At 37.6% G+C, this 23,020-nt stretch carries 17 protein-coding genes and 1 tRNA gene; 13 read left to right on the forward strand and 5 right to left on the reverse strand.

The genetic code is table 11. The features are described 5' to 3' along the window. The first annotated feature begins 8 nt into the window (after positions 1-8). From rplA to J0871_RS07930, 7 genes are all read left to right on the forward strand, one after another. A complete protein-coding gene (gene rplA, locus J0871_RS07900) occupies positions 9-707 on the forward strand; it encodes a 50S ribosomal protein L1 (RefSeq protein ID WP_075325999.1) in 699 nt (232 codons plus the stop codon). Positions 708-718: 11 nt separating this feature from the next. After that, the gene (gene rplJ / locus J0871_RS07905; protein ID WP_075326000.1) at positions 719-1,240 is read left to right on the forward strand and encodes a 50S ribosomal protein L10; all 522 of its coding nucleotides are present in this window, start codon (positions 719-721) and stop codon (positions 1,238-1,240) included. 57 nt (positions 1,241-1,297) lie between these two features. Then, positions 1,298-1,675 carry a 50S ribosomal protein L7/L12 gene (gene rplL, locus J0871_RS07910; RefSeq protein ID WP_075326001.1) on the forward strand — a complete coding sequence of 126 codons (378 nt, stop codon included), beginning with the start codon at positions 1,298-1,300 and terminating at the stop codon, positions 1,673-1,675. 130 nt (positions 1,676-1,805) lie between these two features. Next, on the forward strand, positions 1,806-5,618 hold the full coding sequence (gene rpoB / locus J0871_RS07915) for a DNA-directed RNA polymerase subunit beta (RefSeq protein WP_075326002.1): 3,813 nt from the start codon (positions 1,806-1,808) through the stop codon (positions 5,616-5,618). Positions 5,619-5,691: 73 nt separating this feature from the next. After that, positions 5,692-9,993 carry a DNA-directed RNA polymerase subunit beta' gene (gene rpoC, locus J0871_RS07920; protein WP_093303793.1) on the forward strand — a complete coding sequence of 1,434 codons (4,302 nt, stop codon included), beginning with the start codon at positions 5,692-5,694 and terminating at the stop codon, positions 9,991-9,993. Positions 9,994-10,147: 154 nt separating this feature from the next. Beyond that, entirely contained in the window at positions 10,148-10,465 is a 318-nt protein-coding gene (locus J0871_RS07925) for a DUF3467 domain-containing protein (protein WP_057482047.1), read from the forward strand. Positions 10,466-10,617: 152 nt separating this feature from the next. Next, the gene (locus J0871_RS07930) at positions 10,618-12,213 is read left to right on the forward strand and encodes a Ppx/GppA phosphatase family protein (RefSeq protein ID WP_208224711.1); all 1,596 of its coding nucleotides are present in this window, start codon (positions 10,618-10,620) and stop codon (positions 12,211-12,213) included. Positions 12,214-12,219: 6 nt separating this feature from the next. On the opposite strand, the gene J0871_RS07935 is transcribed toward J0871_RS07930, so the two are convergent. Both J0871_RS07935 and J0871_RS07940 read right to left on the reverse strand, forming a co-directional pair. Next, positions 12,220-13,590: an alanine/glycine:cation symporter family protein gene (locus J0871_RS07935; RefSeq protein WP_208224713.1), complete on the reverse strand. Its 1,371-nt coding sequence runs from the start codon at positions 13,588-13,590 to the stop codon at positions 12,220-12,222. A 102-nt stretch (positions 13,591-13,692) separates the two neighbouring features. Continuing rightward, a complete protein-coding gene (locus J0871_RS07940) occupies positions 13,693-15,282 on the reverse strand; it encodes a peptide chain release factor 3 (RefSeq protein ID WP_075326007.1) in 1,590 nt (529 codons plus the stop codon). Positions 15,283-15,428: 146 nt separating this feature from the next. On the opposite strand from J0871_RS07940, the gene J0871_RS07945 reads away from it, so the two are divergent. The 6 genes from J0871_RS07945 (at position 15,429) to J0871_RS07970 (ending at position 18,919) form a co-directional block, all read left to right on the forward strand. Beyond that, on the forward strand, positions 15,429-17,027 hold the full coding sequence (locus J0871_RS07945) for an OmpA family protein (protein WP_208224715.1): 1,599 nt from the start codon (positions 15,429-15,431) through the stop codon (positions 17,025-17,027). A 95-nt stretch (positions 17,028-17,122) separates the two neighbouring features. Beyond that, positions 17,123-17,641 carry an isopentenyl-diphosphate Delta-isomerase gene (idi, locus tag J0871_RS07950; RefSeq protein ID WP_075326009.1) on the forward strand — a complete coding sequence of 173 codons (519 nt, stop codon included), beginning with the start codon at positions 17,123-17,125 and terminating at the stop codon, positions 17,639-17,641. Further along, positions 17,638-18,048 (forward strand): 6-carboxytetrahydropterin synthase, encoded by a 411-nt coding sequence (locus J0871_RS07955; protein WP_208224717.1) that lies wholly within the window; start codon positions 17,638-17,640, stop codon positions 18,046-18,048. The genes idi and J0871_RS07955 overlap by 4 nt, the downstream gene beginning before the upstream one ends. Next, positions 18,049-18,507, forward strand: a complete 459-nt coding sequence (locus tag J0871_RS07960; protein WP_208224719.1) for a peroxiredoxin — start codon at positions 18,049-18,051, stop codon at positions 18,505-18,507. Between the two features lie 63 nt (positions 18,508-18,570). Beyond that, positions 18,571-18,834: a hypothetical protein gene (locus J0871_RS07965; protein WP_075326012.1), complete on the forward strand. Its 264-nt coding sequence runs from the start codon at positions 18,571-18,573 to the stop codon at positions 18,832-18,834. 11 nt (positions 18,835-18,845) lie between these two features. After that, positions 18,846-18,919: transfer RNA gene (locus J0871_RS07970), tRNA-Thr, on the forward strand. 194 nt (positions 18,920-19,113) lie between these two features. On the opposite strand, the gene mqo is transcribed toward J0871_RS07970, so the two are convergent. The 3 genes from mqo to J0871_RS07985 form a co-directional block, all read right to left on the reverse strand. Next, on the reverse strand, positions 19,114-20,616 hold the full coding sequence (gene mqo, locus J0871_RS07975) for a malate dehydrogenase (quinone) (RefSeq protein WP_208224721.1): 1,503 nt from the start codon (positions 20,614-20,616) through the stop codon (positions 19,114-19,116). 94 nt (positions 20,617-20,710) lie between these two features. After that, a complete protein-coding gene (locus J0871_RS07980) occupies positions 20,711-21,985 on the reverse strand; it encodes an OFA family MFS transporter (RefSeq protein ID WP_208224723.1) in 1,275 nt (424 codons plus the stop codon). Positions 21,986-22,152: 167 nt separating this feature from the next. After that, positions 22,153-22,908, reverse strand: a complete 756-nt coding sequence (locus tag J0871_RS07985; RefSeq protein ID WP_075327927.1) for a DUF4369 domain-containing protein — start codon at positions 22,906-22,908, stop codon at positions 22,153-22,155. Positions 22,909-23,020: the final 112 nt, after the last annotated feature.

Genomic DNA, 23,020 nt, shown 5'->3' on the forward strand with positions numbered 1-23,020 from the left:
AATTAAAAATGGCAAAATTAACTAAAAAGCAAAAGGAAGCCCAATCTAAGATCGAGAGCAATAAAGCTTACTCGGTTGCAGAAGCTTCAGCTTTAATTAAAGAAGTTGCTAACGAAAACTTCGATGCATCTGTGGATTTAGCGGTTCGTTTGAATGTAGATCCAAGAAAAGCCAACCAAATGGTAAGAGGTGTTGTTACCCTTCCACACGGTACAGGTAAAGATGTAAAAGTACTTGCGTTAGTTACTCCAGATAAGGAAGAAGAGGCTAAAGAAGCCGGAGCCGATTATGTTGGTCTTGATGAATATCTTGACAAAATAAAAGGTGGATGGACAGATGTTGATGTAATTATCACTATGCCTAGCGTAATGGGTAAATTAGGGCCTTTGGGACGAGTACTTGGACCAAGAGGATTAATGCCTAACCCAAAAACAGGAACAGTAACTATGGATGTTGCAAAAGCAGTATCTGATGTTAAAGCTGGTAAAATTGACTTTAAAGTTGATAAAACCGGTATTGTTCACGCTGGGATTGGAAAAGCATCTTTTGAAGCTGAAAAAATTGCTGGAAACGCGAGAGAATTATTAACTACTTTAGTGAAGTTGAAACCTCAGGCATCTAAGGGTGTGTATATTAAGAGTATACATATGTCTTCTACAATGAGCCCGAGCGTTCAGGTTGATACTAAAAGGTTCACTGAGCAATAATAGTATAGATTATGACAAGAGAAGAAAAATCAATAGTAATTGAAGATTTAACTGCCCAGTTAACAGATAATTCTGTGGTTTATTTAGCAGATATATCTGGCCTTGATGCCGGAACAACTTCAAACTTGCGTAGAGCTTGTTTTAAAGCTAACGTAAAGCTGGCTGTAGTTAAAAATACGTTGCTTGCTAAAGCTATGGAAGCTTCAGATAAAGAATTTGGAGACCTTCCTTCAGTATTAAAAGGCAACACTTCCATAATGTTTTCTGAAACCGGTAATGCACCGGCCAAAGTAATTAAAGAATTCAGAAAGAAAAACGAAAAACCACTTCTTAAAGGAGCTTTTGTTGAAGAAGCTGTTTATGTAGGAGATGAATACCTTGACGCACTTGTAAATATCAAGTCTAAAGAAGAGGTTATTGGAGATATCGTTGGACTATTACAATCACCTGCTAAGAATGTTATTTCAGCACTGAAGTCTGGTGGCGGTAAAATCTCTGGAATCCTTAAGACACTTTCAGAAAAGGAAGGATAAATTAGTACGCACTTTTTAACAAATATAAATTAAAGAACTTTTTAAAAACGATAGAAAATGGCAGATTTAAAAGAATTCGCAGAACAATTGGTTAACTTAACCGTAAAAGAAGTAAACGAGTTAGCTGATATTTTAAAAGAAGAATATGGTATAGAGCCTGCAGCTGCTGCAGTAGCTGTTGCTGGTGGCGGTGCTGCTGGTGGTGGTGAAGAAGCTGAAGAACAGTCTGAATTTGACGTAATTCTTAAGGCTCCAGGTGGATCTAAACTAGCAGTTGTTAAACTTGTAAAAGAACTTACAGGTCTTGGTCTTAAAGATGCTAAAGCATTAGTAGATGGCGCACCAGCTCCAGTTAAAGAAGGAGTAGCTAAAGACGAAGCAGAAGCACTTAAAGCACAGCTAGAAGAAGCAGGAGCTGAGGTTGAGCTTAAATAAGCTTGCCAGCAGCAATATTATTTAGGTTTAGACCTCAGGAATTCGTTCCTGAAGGTCTAAACCCTTTTGCGTATATAGGGGATTAACTCCTTGCGCGCCCGTTTTTTTATAAATTATAATCCGTCCATTGATGTTAGCAAAGCAAACTGAAAGAGTGAGTTTCTCTTCTGTAAAGAACAGACCTGATTACCCGGACTTCCTGGATATCCAGATCAAGTCTTTTCAGGATTTCTTTCAACTAGAAACCAAATCAGAAGAGCGGGGAAATGAAGGTCTCTATAATACCTTCCTGGAAAACTTCCCAATTACGGACACCCGTAACCAATTTGTACTAGAATTTTTAGATTATTTTGTGGACCCGCCAAGATATTCCATTCAGGAGTGTATAGAGCGTGGTTTAACATATAGTGTGCCTCTTAAAGCAAGATTAAAACTATATTGTACCGACCCTGAACACGAAGATTTTGAAACCATCGTACAGGACGTTTACTTAGGAACTATACCTTATATGACTCCAAGTGGTACTTTTTGTATCAACGGGGCAGAACGTGTGGTAGTTTCTCAGCTTCACCGTTCACCAGGAGTTTTCTTTGGACAATCGTTCCACGCAAATGGAACAAAACTTTATTCTGCCCGTGTAATTCCTTTTAAAGGATCATGGATAGAATTTGCTACCGATATCAACAGCGTTATGTACGCGTATATCGATAGAAAGAAAAAATTACCTGTTACCACACTTTTCCGTGCCATAGGTTTTGAGCGCGATAAAGATATTTTAGAAATATTTGACCTTGCAGAAGAGGTAAAAGTTTCAAAAACAGGACTTAAAAAAGTATTAGGTCGTAAACTTGCGGCCCGTGTATTGAATACCTGGTATGAAGATTTTGTAGATGAAGATACAGGAGAGGTAGTTTCAATAGAACGTAATGAGATCGTTTTAGATCGTGATACAGAACTTGAAAAAGAGCATATAGAAGAAATTCTTGAAACCGGAAGTAAAACTATTCTTCTTCACAAAGAAGATAACTCTACCGGAGATTATGCTATTATTCATAATACATTACAAAAAGACCCTACCAACTCTGAAAAGGAAGCGGTAGAACATATTTATCGTCAATTACGTAATGCAGAACCGCCAGATGAGGAAACTGCACGTGGAATTATCGATAAATTATTCTTCTCAGATCAGCGTTACAGCCTTGGAGAAGTTGGTCGATATAGAATGAACAAAAAATTAGGTCTTGATGTTGCTATGGATAAGCAAGTGCTTACCAAAGAAGACATTATTACCATAATTAAATATTTAATCGAGCTTATTAATTCTAAAGCTGAGATTGATGATATTGACCACTTATCTAACCGTCGTGTTAGAACTGTAGGTGAGCAATTATCTCAACAGTTTGGAGTTGGTCTTGCTCGTATGGCACGTACCATTCGTGAAAGAATGAACGTTCGTGACAACGAGGTGTTTACCCCGATAGATTTGATTAATGCGAAGACATTATCTTCTGTGATCAACTCTTTCTTTGGTACCAACCAGTTATCTCAATTTATGGATCAAACCAACCCGCTTGCAGAAATTACGCACAAGCGTAGACTTTCAGCATTAGGGCCAGGTGGTTTATCTAGAGAAAGAGCAGGGTTTGAGGTACGTGATGTTCACTATACTCACTACGGAAGACTTTGCCCAATTGAAACTCCTGAAGGTCCAAACATTGGACTTATTTCTTCACTTTCAGTATATGCTAAGGTGAATGGAATGGGCTTCATTGAAACGCCATACCGTAAAGTTGAAAATGGAAAATTAGATTTTTCAGAAGAACCTATTTATTTAAGTGCAGAAGAGGAAGAGGACAAGAAAATTGCCCAGGCTAACATTCCACTTAAAGAAGATGGAACTATAGATTCTGAAAGAGTAATTGCCCGTATGGAAGGTGACTTCCCGGTAGTAGACCCAAAAGAGGTTCATTATACCGATGTTGCACCAAACCAGATTTCTTCTATCTCGGCTTCGTTAATTCCGTTCCTTGAACATGATGATGCGAACCGTGCGTTAATGGGATCTAACATGATGCGCCAGGCATTACCATTGTTACAAGCCGATTCTCCAATTGTTGGAACCGGATTGGAACGCCAGGTTGCTACAGATTCTCGTGTATTGATTAATGCTGAAGGAGAAGGTGAAGTAGAATATGTAGACGCTAAGAAAATTATAATAAAATACGATAGAACTGAAGAAGAACGTATGGTGAGCTTTGATAGCGATTCAAAGTCTTACGATCTTATTAAGTTCCGTAAAACCAACCAGGGTTCTTCTATTAACCTTAAGCCAATTGTTAGGGTAGGAGATAGAGTAACTAAAGGTCAGGTTTTATGTCAGGGTTACGCTACAGAAGCTGGGGAACTTGCTTTAGGTAGAAATATGAAGGTTGCCTTTATGCCCTGGAAAGGTTACAACTTTGAGGATGCGATTGTAATTTCAGAAAAAGTGGTTAGAGAAGATATCTTTACTTCTATCCATATTGATGAATACTCACTTGAAGTTCGTGATACAAAATTAGGTAACGAAGAATTAACCAACGATATTCCTAACGTTTCAGAAGAGGCCACTAAAGACCTTGATGAACACGGAATGATTAGAATTGGTGCAGAGGTTAAACCTGGCGATATTCTTATTGGTAAAATTACTCCAAAAGGAGAAAGTGATCCAACACCAGAAGAAAAATTACTTCGTGCTATCTTTGGAGATAAAGCCGGTGATGTAAAAGATGCATCGCTTAAAGCTTCTCCATCTTTAAATGGTGTGGTAATAGAGAAGAAACTCTTTGCCCGTGCTATTAAAGATAAGCGTAAAAGAGCTCAGGATAAAGAAGATGTTGCAGCGCTTGAGAAAAAGTACGACGCTAAATTCGCCAATTTAAAAGCTGAACTTGTAGATAAGTTATTCGCTATTATAGGCGGAAAAACTGCACAGGGAGTTCAAAATGATCTTGGAGAAGAGGTAATGCCAAAAGGTAAGAAGTATACGTTGAAAATGCTTAATGCAGTAGACGATTATACTCACTTAACTCACGGTACCTGGACTACAGATGATCACTTGAACACTTTAGTAGCAGATCTTATTCACAACTATAAGATTAAGGAAAACGATCTTCAGGGTAACTTGAGAAGAGAGAAGTTTACAATTTCTGTAGGAGATGAGCTTCCTTCTGGTATCCTTAAACTTGCTAAAGTTTACATCGCTAAGAAACGTAAACTAAAGGTAGGTGATAAAATGGCTGGACGTCACGGTAACAAAGGTATTGTTGCAAGAATAGTTCGCCAGGAAGATATGCCATTCCTTGATGATGGTACACCGGTTGATATCGTGTTGAACCCACTTGGGGTACCTTCACGTATGAACATTGGTCAGATTTACGAAACTGTACTTGGATGGGCAGGACAAAAGCTTGGTAATAAATATGCAACTCCAATTTTTGATGGAGCTACCATAGACCAGATTAATGAGCTTACTGATGAAGCCGGAATTCCAAGATATGGGCACACCTACCTTTACGATGGTGGAACAGGAGATCGTTTTGACCAACCTGCAACTGTAGGGGTAATCTATATGTTGAAACTAGGACATATGATTGAAGATAAGATGCACGCCAGATCTATTGGACCATACTCGCTTATTACACAGCAACCACTTGGTGGTAAAGCACAATTTGGTGGACAGCGTTTTGGTGAGATGGAGGTTTGGGCACTTGAGGCTTATGGAGCATCAAGCACCCTGCGTGAAATCTTAACAGTGAAGTCAGATGATGTGATAGGAAGGGCTAAAACTTACGAGTCTATCGTAAAAGGAGAGCCTATGCCAGAACCCGGCCTGCCGGAATCTTTCAACGTACTTATGCACGAATTGAAAGGTCTTGGTTTGGATATTAAATTAGAAGAATAAAATACTGTTTTAAAGGGGCGTTACGGCGCCCCAAAAACAGATTTTTCACAATAATTATAGCAGCAGAGTTATTATGGCTAGAAATAATGATAAGAATACAGTAAAGAGATTTGATAAAATCTCTATCGGTTTGGCTTCCCCGGAATCTATCCTCGCAGAATCTCGTGGTGAAGTTCTAAAACCGGAAACTATCAATTATCGTACGCACAAACCCGAACGTGACGGTTTGTTTTGTGAGCGTATTTTTGGTCCTGTAAAGGATTACGAATGTGCCTGCGGTAAATATAAAAGAATACGTTACAAAGGAATTGTTTGTGACCGTTGTGGGGTAGAAGTAACCGAAAAACAAGTACGTAGAGACCGTGTTGGGCACATTAATTTGGTAGTTCCTGTAGCACATATCTGGTATTTCCGTTCTTTACCTAATAAAATTGGATACTTGCTTGGTCTTCCATCTAAGAAATTAGACATGATCATTTACTACGAGCGTTACGTAGTAATTCAAGCCGGTATTGCTAAAAACGAAGAAGGTGAACCATTAAAGAAAATGGATTTTCTTACTGAAGAAGAATATCTAAACGTTTTAGATAGCCTTCCGCAGGAAAATATGTATTTAGAGGACAGCGACCCAAATAAGTTTATCGCTAAAATGGGAGCCGAATGTCTTATTGAAATACTTAGAAGGATAGATCTTAACGAACTGTCTTACGAGTTAAGACACAAAGCAAATAACGAAACTTCAAAACAACGTAAAACTGAAGCGCTTAAGCGTCTTCAGGTTGTAGAAGCCTTCCGTGATGCCAATAACAATCGCGAGAATCTTCCAGAATGGATGATTATGAAAGTGGTTCCTGTAATTCCACCAGAATTACGACCTCTTGTGCCATTAGATGGTGGACGTTTCGCGACTTCAGATTTAAATGATCTTTATAGAAGGGTTATTATTCGTAACAACCGTCTAAAAAGATTAATGGAGATCAAAGCTCCTGAAGTGATTTTACGTAATGAAAAACGTATGCTTCAGGAATCTGTAGATTCATTGTTTGACAACACAAGAAAATCTTCAGCGGTAAAAACTGACTCTAACCGTCCGTTAAAATCGCTTTCAGATTCCCTTAAAGGTAAGCAGGGGCGTTTCCGTCAAAACTTACTTGGTAAACGTGTAGATTATTCAGCACGTTCGGTAATTGTTGTAGGACCTGAGTTGAAGATGCACGAGTGTGGTCTTCCAAAGAATATGGCGGCTGAACTTTACAAGCCTTTCGTAATTAGAAAACTAATTGAAAGAGGGATTGTAAAAACAGTAAAATCTGCCAAGAAAATAATAGATAAGAAAGAGCCGGTAGTTTGGGATATCCTTGAGAACGTTCTTAAAGGACACCCGGTATTACTTAACCGTGCTCCTACGCTTCACCGTTTAGGTATCCAGGCTTTCCAGCCAAAACTTATTGAAGGTAAAGCGATACAATTACACCCATTAGCCTGTACGGCATTCAACGCCGACTTTGATGGTGACCAGATGGCGGTTCACTTACCGCTTGGGCCAGAGGCTATTTTAGAAGCTCAGTTATTAATGCTTGCTTCTCATAATATCCTTAACCCTGCAAATGGTTCGCCAATTACAGTACCGTCTCAGGATATGATTCTTGGTCTTTATTATATGACCAAGTCTAGAAAATCTACAGACGAGGTTAAGGTTAAGGGAGAAGGACTTACTTTCTATTCAGATGAAGAAGTGGTAATCGCTTACAACCAGAAGAGAGTAGATCTTAATGCCGAAATCAAGATTCGCGCTAAAGATTTTAATGAAGTAGGTGAGTTAACTTACCAAATTATAGAAACTACAGTTGGTAGAGTATTATTTAACCAGGCTGTACCAGAAGAAGTTGGATATGTGAATACAGTATTAACCAAGAAAAACCTTAGGGATATTATTGGTGATGTATTAGCTAAAACCAGTGTTCCTGCTACAGGTGAATTCCTTGATGCTATTAAGGAAATGGGTTATGGATACGCTTTCCGTGGTGGACTTTCCTTCAGTTTAGGTGATATTATTATCCCTGAAGAGAAGCAAACTATGATTGATGAAGCTAACGAGCAGGTTGAAGGTATTGTAGGAAACTATAATATGGGTCTTATTACTAATAACGAGCGTTATAACCAGGTAATTGATATCTGGACGTCTACCAATGCCGGTCTAACCGAATTGGCTATGAAACGTATTCGTGAAGATAAGCAAGGTTTCAACTCTGTGTTTATGATGCTTGATTCTGGTGCTCGTGGATCTAAAGAACAGATTCGTCAGTTAACCGGTATGCGTGGTCTTATGGCCAAGCCTAAGAAATCTAACTCTGGTGGAGGTGAAATTATTGAAAACCCAATTCTTTCTAACTTTAAAGAAGGTCTTTCAATTCTTGAATACTTTATCTCTACTCACGGTGCACGTAAAGGACTTGCCGATACCGCACTTAAAACTGCCGATGCTGGTTACTTAACCCGTAGACTGGTAGATGTTTCGCAAGATGTTATTGTAAATGAAGAAGATTGCGGAACTTTAAGAGGAGTAGAAGTTAGACCACTTAAAAAGAACGAAGAAATTGTAGAATCTCTTGGAGAACGTATTTTAGGACGTATTTCTCTTCACGATGTTCTTAATCCTTCTAATAATGAACTTTTAGTAGCCTCAGGCGAAGAAATTACTTCAGAAATTGTTACAAAAATTGAAAACGCTCCAATAGAAAGCGTAGAAGTAAGATCTCCATTAACCTGTGAAGCTAAAAAAGGAATTTGTGTAAAATGTTACGGAAGAAACCTTTCTACCAATAAACTGGTACAAAGAGGTGAAGCTGTAGGTGTTGTTGCTGCGCAATCTATTGGAGAGCCAGGTACACAGTTAACACTACGTACATTCCACGTGGGAGGTATTGCAGGTAACATTTCAGAAGATAATAAACTAGAGGTTAAATTTGACGGTATTGCCGAAATTGAAGACCTTAAAGTTGTAAAAGGAGAAGCTCCAGATGGTAGCCAGTCTGAAATTGTGATTTCACGAACTGCTGAGCTTAAAGTAAAAGATAAGAAAACCGGAGTGGTATTGAGTAATAATAACATTCCTTATGGTTCTCAAATCTTTATAGATAACGGTGCTGAAGTTTCTAAAGGCGATGTAGTTTGCCAGTGGGATCCATATAACGGAGTTATTATTTCAGAATTTGCCGGTAAAATTAAATATGAAAACGTTGAGCAGGGTGTAACTTACCAGGTAGAGATAGATGAGCAAACAGGATTCCAGGAAAAAGTAATTTCTGAATCTCGTAACAAAAAGCTTATTCCAACTTTACATATTTTAGGTAAAAAGGACGAAGTAATTCGTTCTTATAACCTTCCGGTTGGTGCCCACCTTATGGTAGACAATGAAGAAAAGATAAGTGTTGGTAAGATTTTGGTTAAGATTCCGCGTAAATCATCTAAAGCAGGGGATATTACCGGTGGTCTTCCAAGGGTAACCGAGTTGTTTGAGGCTCGTAACCCATCTAACCCAGCAGTTGTTAGTGAGATTGATGGTGTTGTTTCCTTCGGAAAAATCAAAAGAGGTAACCGCGAGATTATCGTAGAGTCTAAATTAGGTGAGGTTAAGAAATACTTAGTGAAGTTATCTAACCAGATTCTTGTTCAGGAAAACGATTATGTTCGTGCAGGTATGCCACTTTCTGATGGTTCTGTTACTCCAGAAGATATTCTTAATATCAAAGGACCAAACGCGGTACAACAGTATCTTGTTAACGAAGTTCAGGAAGTTTACCGACTACAGGGTGTGAAAATTAATGATAAGCACTTTGAGGTTGTTGTAAGACAAATGATGCGTAAGGTTAGAATTCAGGATCCGGGAGATACTATTTTCTTAGAAAACCAACTTGTTCATAAATCAGATTTCATTGAGGAGAATGATAAAGTTTTCGGAATGAAAGTGGTTGAAGATGCTGGAGATTCAGAAAATTTAAGACCAGGACAAATCGTTTCACCAAGAGAGCTTAGAGATGAGAATTCATTGTTAAGACGTGAAGACAAAAACCTTGCAACTGCAAGAGACGTAACAGCGGCAACCGCTACACCGGTTCTTCAGGGTATTACTCGAGCATCGCTACAAACAAAATCGTTTATCTCTGCGGCTTCCTTCCAGGAAACTACCAAAGTATTAAACGAGGCTGCCGTAAGCGGTAAGATCGATAAGCTTGAAGGATTGAAAGAAAATGTAATTGTAGGACATAGAATTCCTGCAGGTACAGGTATGCGTAAGTACGATAGCATTATCGTTGGTTCTAAAGAAGAATTTGACGAAATGATGGAACACAAGCAAGAAGTTAATTATAACTAATGCCTATAAAAAGAGTCGCAAACGCGACTCTTTTCTTTTTATAAAATAAGGAATCCCGACCTATAGTCGGGATTTTTTGTACTTTTATATTACGCGATAAATAGAGCGTTCCGAAGATTGCTTCGGACTCTTTTAAATAAAATTCAATTATATTATGAGTGAAGAAAAAAAGAAACCTAAAAAAGGTCAAATAAACATAGAACTTGATGAAGCTGTAGCTGAAGGAACGTATTCCAACCTGGCTATTATTAATCATTCGGTTTCAGAATTTGTGGTAGATTTTGTGAATATTATGCCGGGAAGGCCTAAGAGTAAAGTGAAATCAAGAATTATTTTAACGCCACAGCACGCAAAGCGATTATTGAAAGCTTTAAACGATAATATTCAGCGTTTTGAAAAAGCGCACGGCGAAATTCGGGATTATGAAAAAGCACCAATGCCATTAAACTTTGGTCCAACCGGTCAGGCATAATTCAGCCTAAAATATATTTTTTTGAACCCACAGAGTTATAAATTCTGTGGGTTTTCTTTTACACAAAAACCAGGAAAAACAATTTTAATAAATATTGCCTAATTTAGAAGTATAACAACTTAGAATAATTCTTCAGTTTAAAATATCGTACAATGGCCAAAAAAGCTTCCAGTTCCAAACCCAAAAAACGCATTGCGGCAATAGATCTTGGTACCAATTCATTCCACGCTGTATTGGTAGATATTTATCCCGATGGTAGTTTTCGTACGGTAAATAAACTAAAGGAGATGGTTATTCTTGCAGAAAAAGGCCTGGAAGATAAATTAAGCCGGGAGGCTATGGACCGCGGCCTTGAAGCGCTTAAACGAATAAAATTTTTATGCGATAGCCATAAAGTTGAAAATATTCTCGCTTTTGCCACCAGTGCTATTCGGGAGGCAAAAAATGGAGGCGATTTTATTAAAGAAGTGGGAGAAAATGTAGGGATAAGAGTGAGAGCAATTTCCGGAAAAATGGAAGCCGAAATGATTGGGCTGGCCATTAGACATAGCATTGTTTTAGAAGATGAAATGGTGCTTATGGCCGATATTGGCGGTGGTAGCGTTGAATTTATTATTGGTAACCAAAAAGAATTTATTTATTATAATAGTTTAAAACTGGGTGTGGCAAGAATGGCCGCTGCGTTTGTAGATTCAGATCCTATAGAAGAAAAAGACGTTAAAAAGCTACAAAAGCATTTTGCCAAAGAACTTGCTGAAGTGTTGAAATTGGCCAAAAAACATAAAGTAAAGACTATTATTGGGTCTTCGGGAACTATGGAGAATATTGGCGAAATGGTAGCAAATAGAAATTCTATTACTGCCAAAAGAAGCCTTAACGAACTGGAATTTAGCGCAGCCGACTTTAAAGATTTATATAAGGATTTTATTAAACTGAATAAAAAAGATCGTCTTAAAGAAAAAGGCCTGGAAGAAAAAAGGGTGGATATTATAAACCCCGGAATGGTTTTATTGAAATTTCTGGTAGATAAATTTAAGATCGAAAATATTAAAATTTCTGAAGGTGCACTTCGGGAAGGTATGATCTTAAACTACATCAACAATCAAAAGGAGCAACTTAACCTTGATCTTGTAGCTAGTTTTAAAGATCCGAGGCGCAGAAGTATTTACGAACTATTAAGAAAATGTAACTGGCCTGAGAAGCATTCCCGGCATGTTTCAAATTTTGCATTGCAGCTTTTTGATGAATTTAAAGAAGAATTAAAATTAAAAGAATCAGACAGGGAATTGCTGGAGTATGCGAGTTTAATGCACGATATTGGATATTATATTTCTTATAGGAAACATCATAAACACGCTTTGTATCTTATTCGGTATTCAGATTTACTGGGTTTTAAAGAAGATGAGATAAATATTATGGCAAATGTTGCCAGGTATCATAGAAAATCAACACCAGCTAAGCGCCACGAGCATTATAAACAATTAAATAAAAAAACTCGAAAGCGGGTAAAGAAACTTTCAGCAATACTTAGAGTTGCTGATGGTTTGGATAGAAGCCATTATCAAAATGTAGAAAAGCTGGAAATCAATAATAAGAAGAACAAAATTCAATTAATTATCACCACACATAGTGATCCCGAACTCGAAATATGGGGAACTTTAAGAAAAGGCGACTTACTAGAAAAGTTAACCGATAAGAAACTTGAAGTTTTTCATGTTGTTGAAAATGAGAAAAATAATTTAGCGTAGTATACCCTAATCTTTATATTTCTTAAAATAAATTCGCGCAGCTTTCATCACTTTTGGCGCAAGGATTAAAGTAGAGATCATCGTTGGTATTGCCATTAAAGCGAAAAAGCCATCAATTAAATTAATCATCATACTTAAAGAAGTAGTTGCACCTAAGAGGATACTAATAATATAAAAATAGTTGTAATAATGTTTGTTTTCTGCCCCTGCCAGGTAAGAAAGACATTTTGTTCCGTAGTAAGAGAAGGAGAACAAAGAGGAAATACTAAAAGCGGCTATACAAAGTAATAGCAGGTAATCTCCCACATAAGGAATAGAATCTTCAAAAGCGGCTGCGGTAAGGCTTACACCATTTACATCTGTAGTCTGCCAAATTCCCGTTACCAGGATACATAGGGCAGTAAGTGTACAAACCACCAGCGTATCAATTGCCGGCCCCAACATTGCTACTAATCCTTCTCGCACAGGTTCAGAGGTTTTACTCGCTCCGTGAGCCATTGTGGCGGTTCCTATCCCTGCTTCATTAGAAAAAGCACCTCTTCTTACTCCAAGGATTATTAAGCCTCCAAGAACGCCGCCAAGCATAGGTTCCCCTTTATAATTTTCGGCAGCAAAAGCATCAGTGAAAATAGTAGAGAAATAATAGGGAACAACATCGTAATTAACGATTAATATAATAATTACCGAAACAAAATAGAGGGCTACCATTGCAGGTACCAATCTTGAAACAGTTTTGCTAATTCGCTGTAATCCACCAAGAATTACCACTGAAGTAAGGATGACTAAAATAATCCCGATAATAAGGTTTGTACCAAAACCGGTGGGAATATTATTAGGTTCTAAAAGAATAAAATTAATAGCCTGCGTAAGCTGGTTTACATTGAAAACCGGTAATGCTCCAATAAGGCCAGCAACACTAAAAAAGATGGCCATAAACTTCCATTTCTTTCCAAGACCTTCTTCAATAAAATACATCACGCCACCCTGGATATTTCCCTGCGTATCTTTACCTCTGTACATAACCGCCAGGGTGTTGGTAAAAAATTTAGTCGCCATACCAACAACCGCACTTACCCAAAGCCAAAAAATAGCTCCTGGGCCACCTAAAGCGATAGCCACGGCTACGCCGGCAATATTTCCCATTCCTACGGTAGAGGAGAGGGCAGTTGAAAGTGATTGGAAATGATTGATTTCCCCGGGATCATTAGGGTTATTATATTTTCCCCGTAAAAGGTCTAAGGAATGTCCTAAATATCGAAAGGGAAGAAAATTAGATAAAATAAGCAGATAAAGTCCGCCGCCAATTAATAAAATTACCAAAGGAAGTCCCCAAACCGCCGAAGCAAATTGGGAGACAAATTCATCTAATTGATTCATAAACCTTAATTATGCTGAAAATATATGAAATTAAGTCCTATTAAACACAGCGTACTAATAGGTTTCTTTCAATCTAAGCATTACTGGTTTAGAATCAGAAACTTAAAATTCTGAAGTAAAATGGAATTTAATTGAACGATACTTGTCCTGCGTCATTTGTAATGAAAATTGGGAATCTGCTAAGAATACCAATTGTCCCTTTTTATCCTTCGCAAGGAATTTAGCTTTTAAACGCTTAAAATCTTTAAATTCTTCGCTTTTTTCATCTTCGGCTTCAACCCAGGTTGCTTTGTAAACGTTTAGATTTTCGTAGGTACATTTGGCGCCATACTCGTGTTCCAATCTATATTGAATAACCTCAAACTGAAGCGCTCCCACTGTTCCAATAATCTTTCTTCCGTTGAGTTCTAATGTAAAAAGCTGCGCTACACCTTCATCCATCAACTGGTCAACTCCTTTAGCGAGCTGTTTGGATTTCATTGGGTCGGCGTTGTTGATATATCTAAAATGTTCTGGAGAGAAACTTGGAATTCCGCGGTAATTTAAATTTTCACCTTCGGTAAGTGTATCACCAATTTTGAAATTTCCGGTATCGTGTAAGCCTACAATATCACCGGGATAAGAAACATCTACAATTTCTTTCTTTTCAGCAAAAAAGGCGTTTGGGCTGGAAAACTTAAGATTTTTATTATGCCTTACGTGCAAATAAGCTTTATTTCTTTCAAACTTTCCGGAAACGATCTTTACAAAAGCCAGCCTGTCACGGTGTTTAGGATCCATATTCGCGTGAATCTTAAACACAAAACCGGTAAATTTATCTTCGTCTGGTTTTACCAGGCGTTCTTCACTTTCTTTTGGTCTTGGAGTTGGAGCGATGTTAATAAAGCAATCTAACAATTCACGAACTCCAAAATTATTTAAAGCAGAACCAAAAAACACGGGTTGTAATCGGCCTTCCAGATAAGCTTCTTTATCGAATTCAGGGTAAACACCCTGGGCAAGTTCCAGTTCTTCTCTTAAATTATCGGCTGCTTTGTTTCCTATAAGTTCGTCTAATTCTTTTGATGATAAATCAGAGATTTCAATAGTATCTTCAATATCTTTTTTAGGATCACCGGTAAACAAGTTTACATTTTTCTCCCAAATATTATAGATTCCTTTAAAGTCGTAACCCATTCCAATTGGGTAGCTTAAAGGAGTTACAGTTAGATTTAATTTTTGTTCAATTTCATCCAGTAATTCAAAGGCATCTTTCCCTTCCCGGTCCATTTTATTGATAAAAACAATCATCGGGATGTTTCGCATCCTACAAACTTCAACCAGTTTTTCAGTTTGTTCCTCTACACCTTTTGCAACATCTATTACCACAATAACGCTATCTACAGCCGTTAAGGTTCTAAAAGTATCTTCAGCAAAATCCTTGTGGCCCGGAGTATCCAGGATATTGATTTTAATATCTTTATATTCAAAAGCTAAAACCGAAGTCGCTACCGAAATTCCCCTTTGGCGTTCAATCTCCATAAAGTCACTTGTAGCGCCTTTTTTAATCTTGTTAGATTTTACCGCCCCGGCTTCCTGGATAGCACCACCAAAAAGTAGCAATTTCTCAGTAAGCGTGGTTTTACCGGCATCGGGGTGAGAAATAATCCCAAAAGTTCTTCTTCGTTTTAGTTCTTTTTGAAAACTTTTCATCTATAAAATTTAGAGCAGCAAAAGTACTATTATTTTGAAGAAATTTAAGGATAAATTATCTACTCCTTTGGGGAAGCGCCTTCAGCATTTCAGTAAAAATCTATTAAAAACTTACGACTTTAAAAACATTCAGTAATTTTACAATTATGGGGCAGTATTTTATAAGATTAATAGTTTTTTTGAGTTTGCTATTTCTGGGCTACCATTGCTTTGGGCAGGGAACTGAACAGGTAATAGCTCCTGGTGCATATGTGATAAATATGGGCTCAAAACCCCAAACCGAAGAGAATTCTTTGCAGGCTTATGGATTGCTCTATAACTTGCTTAAAAATGAAAAAATTGAAGTAAAATGGATCATTAACCCCCAGAAAGAAAAAGACGGGGTAGATTTTACTTATAAGGATACTGATTTTAAAGGGAGTGCTTTTATTATTCCGGTTTCTTATATCACAGAAGATATTAGAAACTTAATTGCAGCCTGGGAAAAGAAAGGAATTGTGGGAATTTATTCAGAAGAAGCTATTCGCATGCCAGTTTTTACCAGCCTATCGGTCGCTCCAAGATGGACACTGGATAGAGAAAATGGTTATATAGCTGTACCGTTTTTTAAAGCGGCGGCAATTCCTGAAGAAGCTTATGGTGGGAATAGTAGTAAAAACTGGAAGTCTCCGGAAGATCTTGGAGTTTGTGATGATATTTTTGTAATGCCCCATGCCGATCCTGCTTTTTCAACCCATAAAAATCTTTATAATTGGAATAGTAAATATAAAGGTGCAATATGGGCCGGTTGTCACGCCGTAAGTATTTTAGAAAATCTTACCGGAAATATTAAGCTGAAAGAGAGTGATAGCACAGAATTTATTCAGTTAAATTTTTTGAGTTCCGGGTTTCCCGGAGCTCAAAGTGCAGGTTTAATTCCCTATAAAAAGCATAGACACGGCACGCCCCCTTATCTAAACTTACTACCGGCAGATCCTGTTGCGCAATACATTGGCAGCCCAGATGCTGCACATCTTAATGGTTCTGAAAGAATTTTTCTTCCGAAGAAAATTAACAGATGGCGAAAAGAAACAAAGAAAATTGTAATAGATGAAGATGCGCCAGATATTCCTGAGATAGCTGAAGATACCGCGGTAGTTACAGCTTATGGTCCTGCTTTTGGAAACCCAGAAAATGGATTGGTTATGTACCAGGCAGGGCATAGTATTTATGGAAAAGAATCTTCAAATATTGCAGCATTGCGGGCTTTCTTTAACTGGAGTTTTTATGCCACAGAGATTAAACGAAGAAAGAATGTACTGGAATTCGGAAATTTGGAAGGTAGGCCGGTGTTGGATGCTAAAGTAGGCGATGATCTTGCGGGAATATTGCGCCTAAAACCTATTCATTTTGATTTGGATAAAGCCGAAATTAGAAAAAGTGATACCCAGGCCCTGGATAGTATTGCGACATTTATGAAAACTCACCCAGAATTATTGCTTGATATTAGGTCGCATACCGATAGCCGGGCAAATGATAGCTATAATATGCAACTTTCGGAAAGAAGGGTTGAAGCCACATTTAAGTATTTAACCGAAAAAGGAATTTCTAAAGACCGAATTACGGGGAGAGGATATGGTGAAACAGAGCTTTTAAATAATTGTGGAAATAACAGTAATTGTACTGAAACCGGACACGAAGAAAATAGAAGATCAGAATTTATTCTGGCTATAGATTGTGATATTTACGCAAAGAATGAATTTTAAAGGATTTTACTTGTAAATAATTCAACATAATTTTAGGAAATGTAGACTTGTAAAACCCCCGCTTCATTTCGTACATTTGGCACTCAAAGAAAAAAATGGGAACAGATAAAGTAATATTAGTAAACGAAAACGACGAGCAAATTGGTGTGATGGAGAAGATAGAAGCTCACGAAAAAGCTTTACTTCATCGGGCATTTTCAGTCTTTGTTTTTAATGAAAAGGGTGAGTTAATGATCCAGCAACGCGCACATGCTAAATATCATTCTCCAGGATTATGGACTAACACTTGTTGTAGCCACCAAAGAGAAGGGGAGAGTAATGTTGCTGCGGGAAAAAGAAGGCTTCAGGAAGAAATGGGCTTTAGCACAGATTTAAAAGAGATTATGTCTTTTATTTATAAAGCGCCTTTTGATAACGGACTTACAGAGCACGAATTCGATTATATTTTGATTGGGAATTATGAAGATGATCCCAACCCTAATCCCGATGAAGTGGCCAGTTGGAAATGGATGAGCCTGGATGCTATAAAATCTGATATGGAAGTAAATCCCGGTGTTTATACCGAATGGTTCAAGATTATTTTTGACAAATATTATTCAAGTATTCAAAAATGAGATTAAGCGTACATAGAAAAGCTCATTTTAATGCGGCGCATAGGTTATATCGCAAAGATTGGAGTGATGAAAAGAACCTCCAGGTTTTTGGGAAATGCAGTAACCCGCATTATCACGGGCACAATTATGATCTAATTGTAAAGGTTACCGGTGAAATAGACCCGGAAACCGGTTTTGTAATGGATCTAAAACGACTTAAGGATCTTATTTATGAAGAAGTTGAAGTACCTTTTGACCATAAGAACTTAAACGAGGAGGTGCCACCTTTTAACAATCTAAATCCTACGGCTGAAAATATTGCGGTAGTAATTTGGAATAAAATAAGGGAGAAATTAAAACCTGAGCTCGATTTGGAGATCACTTTATACGAAACTCCAAGAAATTACGTAACCTATAAAGGAGAATAGATGGCACTTAAAATTGGAGATAAATTACCGAGGTTAACTTTAAAAGATCAGGACGGGGAAAACTACCATTTTTCCAGGGTAGAAGATAAAGCTTTGGTAATCTTTTTCTATCCAAAAGATTTTACTCCCGGTTGTACCAAAGAAGCCTGTAGTTTTAGAGATCATTATGAAGAATTTCAGGATTTGGGAGCAGAAGTAATTGGGATAAGTACAGATAATGAAAACTCTCATAAAAAATTTGCTACTAAACATCAACTTCCGTTTGTGTTACTTTCTGATAAGGAAAAGCGAGCGAGACAGTCGTTTGGGGTAAAAGCAGGTTTATTGGGCTTGCTTCCGGGTAGGGAAACTTTTGTTTTTGATAAGAATAAAAGATTGATCCATAGATTTAATAGTATGGGAGCTTCACAGCATATTCCCGAGGCACTTAATTCATTAAAGAAAATTCAGGAAAAATAATTTTAGTCTTGCTGTAATTTGTATTGAAAAATAGCCTAAATTCGCAGCCGAAATTTAAGTGATATGGCAAGTAAGAGATTATTAAAAAGAGATGTGAATTACGTAATGGGAGACATTATTGATGCAGCATACATACATCAAATGGCTAACCCTGATGACGCATCTAAAACTGAAGCGATTGTAGACGAAGCCATTGCAGATTTTGATGAGTTGATCACTAAGATCAACCAAAAAGATGTAGAGAATAAAAAGCAACATTTTAAAGCGATATCAAAAGAGCTGGAAGCAAAAGCTGAAGCTTTAATCGCGAAAATAAACGCTTTATAGAAATTTAAGTTGCCGATGTAGCTCAGCTGGCTAGAGCAGCTGATTTGTAATCAGCAGGTCGTGGGTTCGAGTCCCTCCATCGGCTCTAAAAACCTCTCAATTTTTTGAGAGGTTTTTTTATGGAATCCTTTAAACGTCATCCTGAATTTATTTTTAGAATCTAAGTTGCAGCTATCAAAACAAGTTAGAAGCTGAAACAAGTTCAGCTTGACGTGTGGCCAGGCTTTTAATATAGCTTGGTTTATACTGGAAAATTCTGGTTAAACTTGTTGTAGCTATCTAATGTAAAACATCCAACTCCAGTTTTTTAGAAGAATTTGCCTGTACTTTTTTAAATTCTTTTATATTTTCTTCAATTTCTTTATTCCAGAAAGGAATCATTTTTGAAAGTTTTTCCTCCCATTCTTTAGATTTTATTTTTTCAGGAAAAGCAATATTAATTACATTCAGCATTATAGAAACCGCTACTGAAGCTCCCGGCGAGGCGCCCAGTAAAGCGGTAATAGAACCATCTTTGCTGTGAACTACATCGGTTCCAAATTCCAGAATTCCACCCTGTTCTTCATCTTTTTTAATAATTTGAACCCGTTTTCCTGCTACTTTTAATTCCCAGTCTTCCGGCCTGGCGTCTTTTATAAAAACCCTAAGATCTTCCATTCGGTCTGAATGATCCATAGTGACTTGTTTCATCAGGTATTTTGTAAGCGGTAAATTATGCCAAAAAACTCCCCACATAGAAGGAATATTTTCTTTATTTATACTTTTTGGAAGATCTAATTTAGAACCTTCTTTTAAGAATTTAGTTGTGAAACCGGCAAAGGGCCCAAAAAGTAATTCCTTCTTTCCATTAATATATCTCGTATCAAGGTGAGGAGTAGACATTGGGGGAGCATCTGGTCCTGCTTTACTGTAAACCTTAGCCCAATGTTGGTCTATAACTTCCCGGTTTTTGCAAACCAGCCACTGGCCATCTACAGGGAATCCACCATACCCGTCTTTTTCCTCTATTTCTACTTTTTGTAGTAGTGGCAATGCGCCGCCGCCGGCCCCTATAAAAACATGTTCGGCATCATAATATGTAACTTTACCTGAATCTAGATTTTGAGCTTCTACCGTCCATTCCAGGGTTTCATCGGGATCTACATCTAAAACATCGGTATTTCTTAAAACCGGTACATCAAATTGTTCTTCCAGAACTTTAAAATATTGTTGTGAGAGTGTTTCAAAATTAACTTCAGTGCCAATTTCCATTCGCGTTGCAGCCATTTTCTCATTCTCACGGCCTTTCGTAATTAAGGGAATCCATTCTTTTAATTTCTCTGAATCTTCAGAAAATTTCATTTTCTCAAACATGGGTGTTTGGGAAAGAATTTCAAATCGTTTTTTAAGAAAATTGATATTATCATCTCCCTGCACCCAGCTATGATGTGGAACTGAATGAATAAAGTTTTCAGGATCTTTTATAAGCTTTTGGTCTACCAGGTAAGCCCAAAATTGTTTGCTGGTTTCAAACTGACTAAAAATTTCGATTGCTTTACTAATATCTATGCTACCATCAGCATTTTCTGGGGTATAATTAAGTTCACAAAGTGCCGAATGCCCGGTGCCGGCATTATTCCACGCGCCAGAACTTTCTTTAGATACTTCGCCCAGCTTTTCAAAAATAATTATTTTGATTTTAGGATCTATTAACTTCAACATTAAAGCGAGTGTAGCGCTCATTATACCGCCACCTACACAAATAAGATCGTAGTTATTCTCTTTGAGTACTTTTTGATTCATAGCCTGGTTTTTCTCAAACTTAGAAAAATACCAAACCAATCTTACCCAAAAAAATATTAAAGCTCGGGAGATTTAATTAATCTATGGTAATATTTCACTCAGATGTTGAGGTTTTATACTCGAGTTCTTTATGCTCGGTTCTAACTTTTTTTACACTTCTGTCTAGCACTAAACTAATAATTAATGCCACGATGATTAAAGCAGTAAAAACATAGAAAACGGGAATGTAACTTCCGGTACGGGTATAGATTTGCGAGACCAGGGTGGGACCAATAAGTCCGCCCAAAGACCAGGTAGTTAATAAATAACCGTGAATTGCTCCAAGTTCTTTCGTGCCAAAAAGATCGCCAATAAAGGCCGGGAGATTAGAAAATCCGCCACCATAACAACTTACTACAAGAAAAATAAATATTTGAAAAATAAGAGCACTTGTAATAATTGGCAGGGTGATAAAAGCCACGAGCTGAATTATAAAGAAAATAATAAACACTTTAGGGCGCGAAATATAATCTGAAGCGGCAGCCCAACCTAATCTTCCTCCGCCATTAAAAATCCCCATAATTCCTACCATAGTAGCTGCTGCACCGGCTGAGAGGCCAACGATATTTTGAGCCATTGGCGAAGCTACAGAAATCATCATAATTCCTGCGCTGGTGTTTATAAGCATCATCGTCCAAAGCATCCAGAAATGCTTGGTTCTAACGGCTTCACCAGATGTAGCTTGCGACAGATCTCTTTTTATTTTTTTGGTCCCGGCTTTTACCGCTGCTTCCATTCCCGTTGGCATCCAGTTTTTGGGCGGTGGTGCGATATAAGAAGCGCCAAGCATCATTAAAATGAAATAAGAGGCTCCTAAAATGTAAAAAGTAGTACTAATTCCTATAGATTCTATTAAACTCGCTGCAACAGGAGCAGTTACCAGAGCTCCGGTACCAAATCCCAGAACAGCCATTCCTGTGGCTAAACCTCTTTTGTCTGGGAACCATTTTACTAAGGTTGAAACTGGCGCTATATAACCAATTCCAAGGCCGAGTCCGCTTAATAAACCATAGGATAGTAGAAATCCTGTTAATGAATCCATTGAAATGGCAAATCCCGATCCCGCCTGGCCTAAACCAAATAAAACTGCGGCCAGCATAGCCGATTTCTTTGGGCCGCTTCGCTCTACAAATTTTCCGAATAATGCAGCAGATCCTCCACCAAGAACCATCATTATGGTAAAGGCGGTGGTAACCGATGCCATAGACCAGCCCTTGGTTTCTACAAGGGGTTGGGTATAAACACTGTAGGCGTAAGCAGCACCTATTGAAATATGAATAAAAACTGCCGAAGCGGCAATAAGCCATCGGTTTTTGTTTGGAGCACTCATTTTAAAGAATTTTGCAAGGTTATATTGTTATTAAATTGAATAGGACAACAAGTATAAGTTTTTATTGCGGAAATATAAATGAATTGGCTGCAGTATTATTAATGAGGTAATAAAAAAGCCCGAAATTAATATTTCGGGCTTTAAGATTATTAAGTTAAGACGCTGAATTAACTAATATCGTTTTCTTCAGTTTCTACGGGTTCAACGCTTTCGCTTGCTTCTTCTTCCTCCCGTCTTTCTTCAAGGAAATCTTTCAATTCTTTCCCGTACATAGATTTTTTCACCTTTGGCTCTAAAGATTTATAGATGGTATCTAAATACTTAATGTTAGCATCAAAAACTTCAGAAAGAGCGAGATAAGGAGCTATTTCCAGGTCTTTATTGTTAATCGCAAAATTAACGGTGTAAAGATATTTACGTTTAAGTAAACTTTCATACTGTTTATTCACGTCAATCAGCTGTTCTTCGTTTTCATCGCGTTGGGCTTCAAAGTTTTGCTGAATAAGTTCCAGGTTTTTATCGTTGAAGCGTTGCATCATTGTGCGATATTCTTCTAATTTTTCCTGATTTTTAGCGCCGATAATTTCAGCATCGGTCACAAAATTCTCTAAAGTAGTGTTGATGGTTACTTCACCTTCTTCAGCAAAAAAATCTATACGGTCGTCATATTGAGAGTTGCTTACTTTTTTAAGATAGAGATACATCATTTGAGGGCTCCCTATATAGGTTTCCAGGGTTATATTAGCATTGCCGTCAATTGCTACTGAGTCTACATCAATCATAAGAGTATCCTCTATCTTTTGAAGATAAACGGTTCCTTTTTTTAGGCCGTCAATATTGGCATTTACTATTAAGTTGCTTTCTTTATTATTACAGGAAGTAAGGGCGATAATAGCCAATAAAAGAATGCTTAATTTTTTCATGTGTTTTATAATTTTCTCTGGTATTGGGAATTTATCACAAGCTAATAATTCATACTGTGAACTCCTATATTTACTCTCCGGCAACTTGCTGGTTTCAGGTTTCTGATTTAGG

Origin of the sequence: Salegentibacter sp. BDJ18, from assembly GCF_017579965.1 — a bacterium.
In the GTDB taxonomy this organism is placed as follows: Bacteria; Bacteroidota; Bacteroidia; order Flavobacteriales; family Flavobacteriaceae; genus Salegentibacter.

Excerpts from the sequence above, each read along its gene's own strand:
- J0871_RS07965 (WP_075326012.1), top strand. The coding sequence starts at position 18,571 with ATGGCAAGTAAGAGATTATTAAAAAGAGATGTGAATTACGTAATGGGA.
- idi (WP_075326009.1), top strand. The coding sequence starts at position 17,123 with ATGGGAACAGATAAAGTAATATTAGTAAACGAAAACGACGAGCAAATT.
- mqo (WP_208224721.1), bottom strand. The coding sequence starts at position 20,616 with ATGAATCAAAAAGTACTCAAAGAGAATAACTACGATCTTATTTGTGTA.
- J0871_RS07955 (WP_208224717.1), top strand. The coding sequence starts at position 17,638 with ATGAGATTAAGCGTACATAGAAAAGCTCATTTTAATGCGGCGCATAGG.
- J0871_RS07985 (WP_075327927.1), bottom strand. The coding sequence starts at position 22,908 with ATGAAAAAATTAAGCATTCTTTTATTGGCTATTATCGCCCTTACTTCC.
- J0871_RS07980 (WP_208224723.1), bottom strand. The coding sequence starts at position 21,985 with ATGAGTGCTCCAAACAAAAACCGATGGCTTATTGCCGCTTCGGCAGTT.
- rplJ (WP_075326000.1), top strand. The coding sequence starts at position 719 with ATGACAAGAGAAGAAAAATCAATAGTAATTGAAGATTTAACTGCCCAG.
- rplA (WP_075325999.1), top strand. The coding sequence starts at position 9 with ATGGCAAAATTAACTAAAAAGCAAAAGGAAGCCCAATCTAAGATCGAG.
- J0871_RS07935 (WP_208224713.1), bottom strand. The coding sequence starts at position 13,590 with ATGAATCAATTAGATGAATTTGTCTCCCAATTTGCTTCGGCGGTTTGG.
- rplL (WP_075326001.1), top strand. The coding sequence starts at position 1,298 with ATGGCAGATTTAAAAGAATTCGCAGAACAATTGGTTAACTTAACCGTA.
- J0871_RS07960 (WP_208224719.1), top strand. The coding sequence starts at position 18,049 with ATGGCACTTAAAATTGGAGATAAATTACCGAGGTTAACTTTAAAAGAT.
- J0871_RS07945 (WP_208224715.1), top strand. The coding sequence starts at position 15,429 with ATGGGGCAGTATTTTATAAGATTAATAGTTTTTTTGAGTTTGCTATTT.
- J0871_RS07925 (WP_057482047.1), top strand. The coding sequence starts at position 10,148 with ATGAGTGAAGAAAAAAAGAAACCTAAAAAAGGTCAAATAAACATAGAA.
- J0871_RS07930 (WP_208224711.1), top strand. The coding sequence starts at position 10,618 with ATGGCCAAAAAAGCTTCCAGTTCCAAACCCAAAAAACGCATTGCGGCA.
- rpoC (WP_093303793.1), top strand. The coding sequence starts at position 5,692 with ATGGCTAGAAATAATGATAAGAATACAGTAAAGAGATTTGATAAAATC.
- J0871_RS07940 (WP_075326007.1), bottom strand. The coding sequence starts at position 15,282 with ATGAAAAGTTTTCAAAAAGAACTAAAACGAAGAAGAACTTTTGGGATT.
- rpoB (WP_075326002.1), top strand. The coding sequence starts at position 1,806 with ATGTTAGCAAAGCAAACTGAAAGAGTGAGTTTCTCTTCTGTAAAGAAC.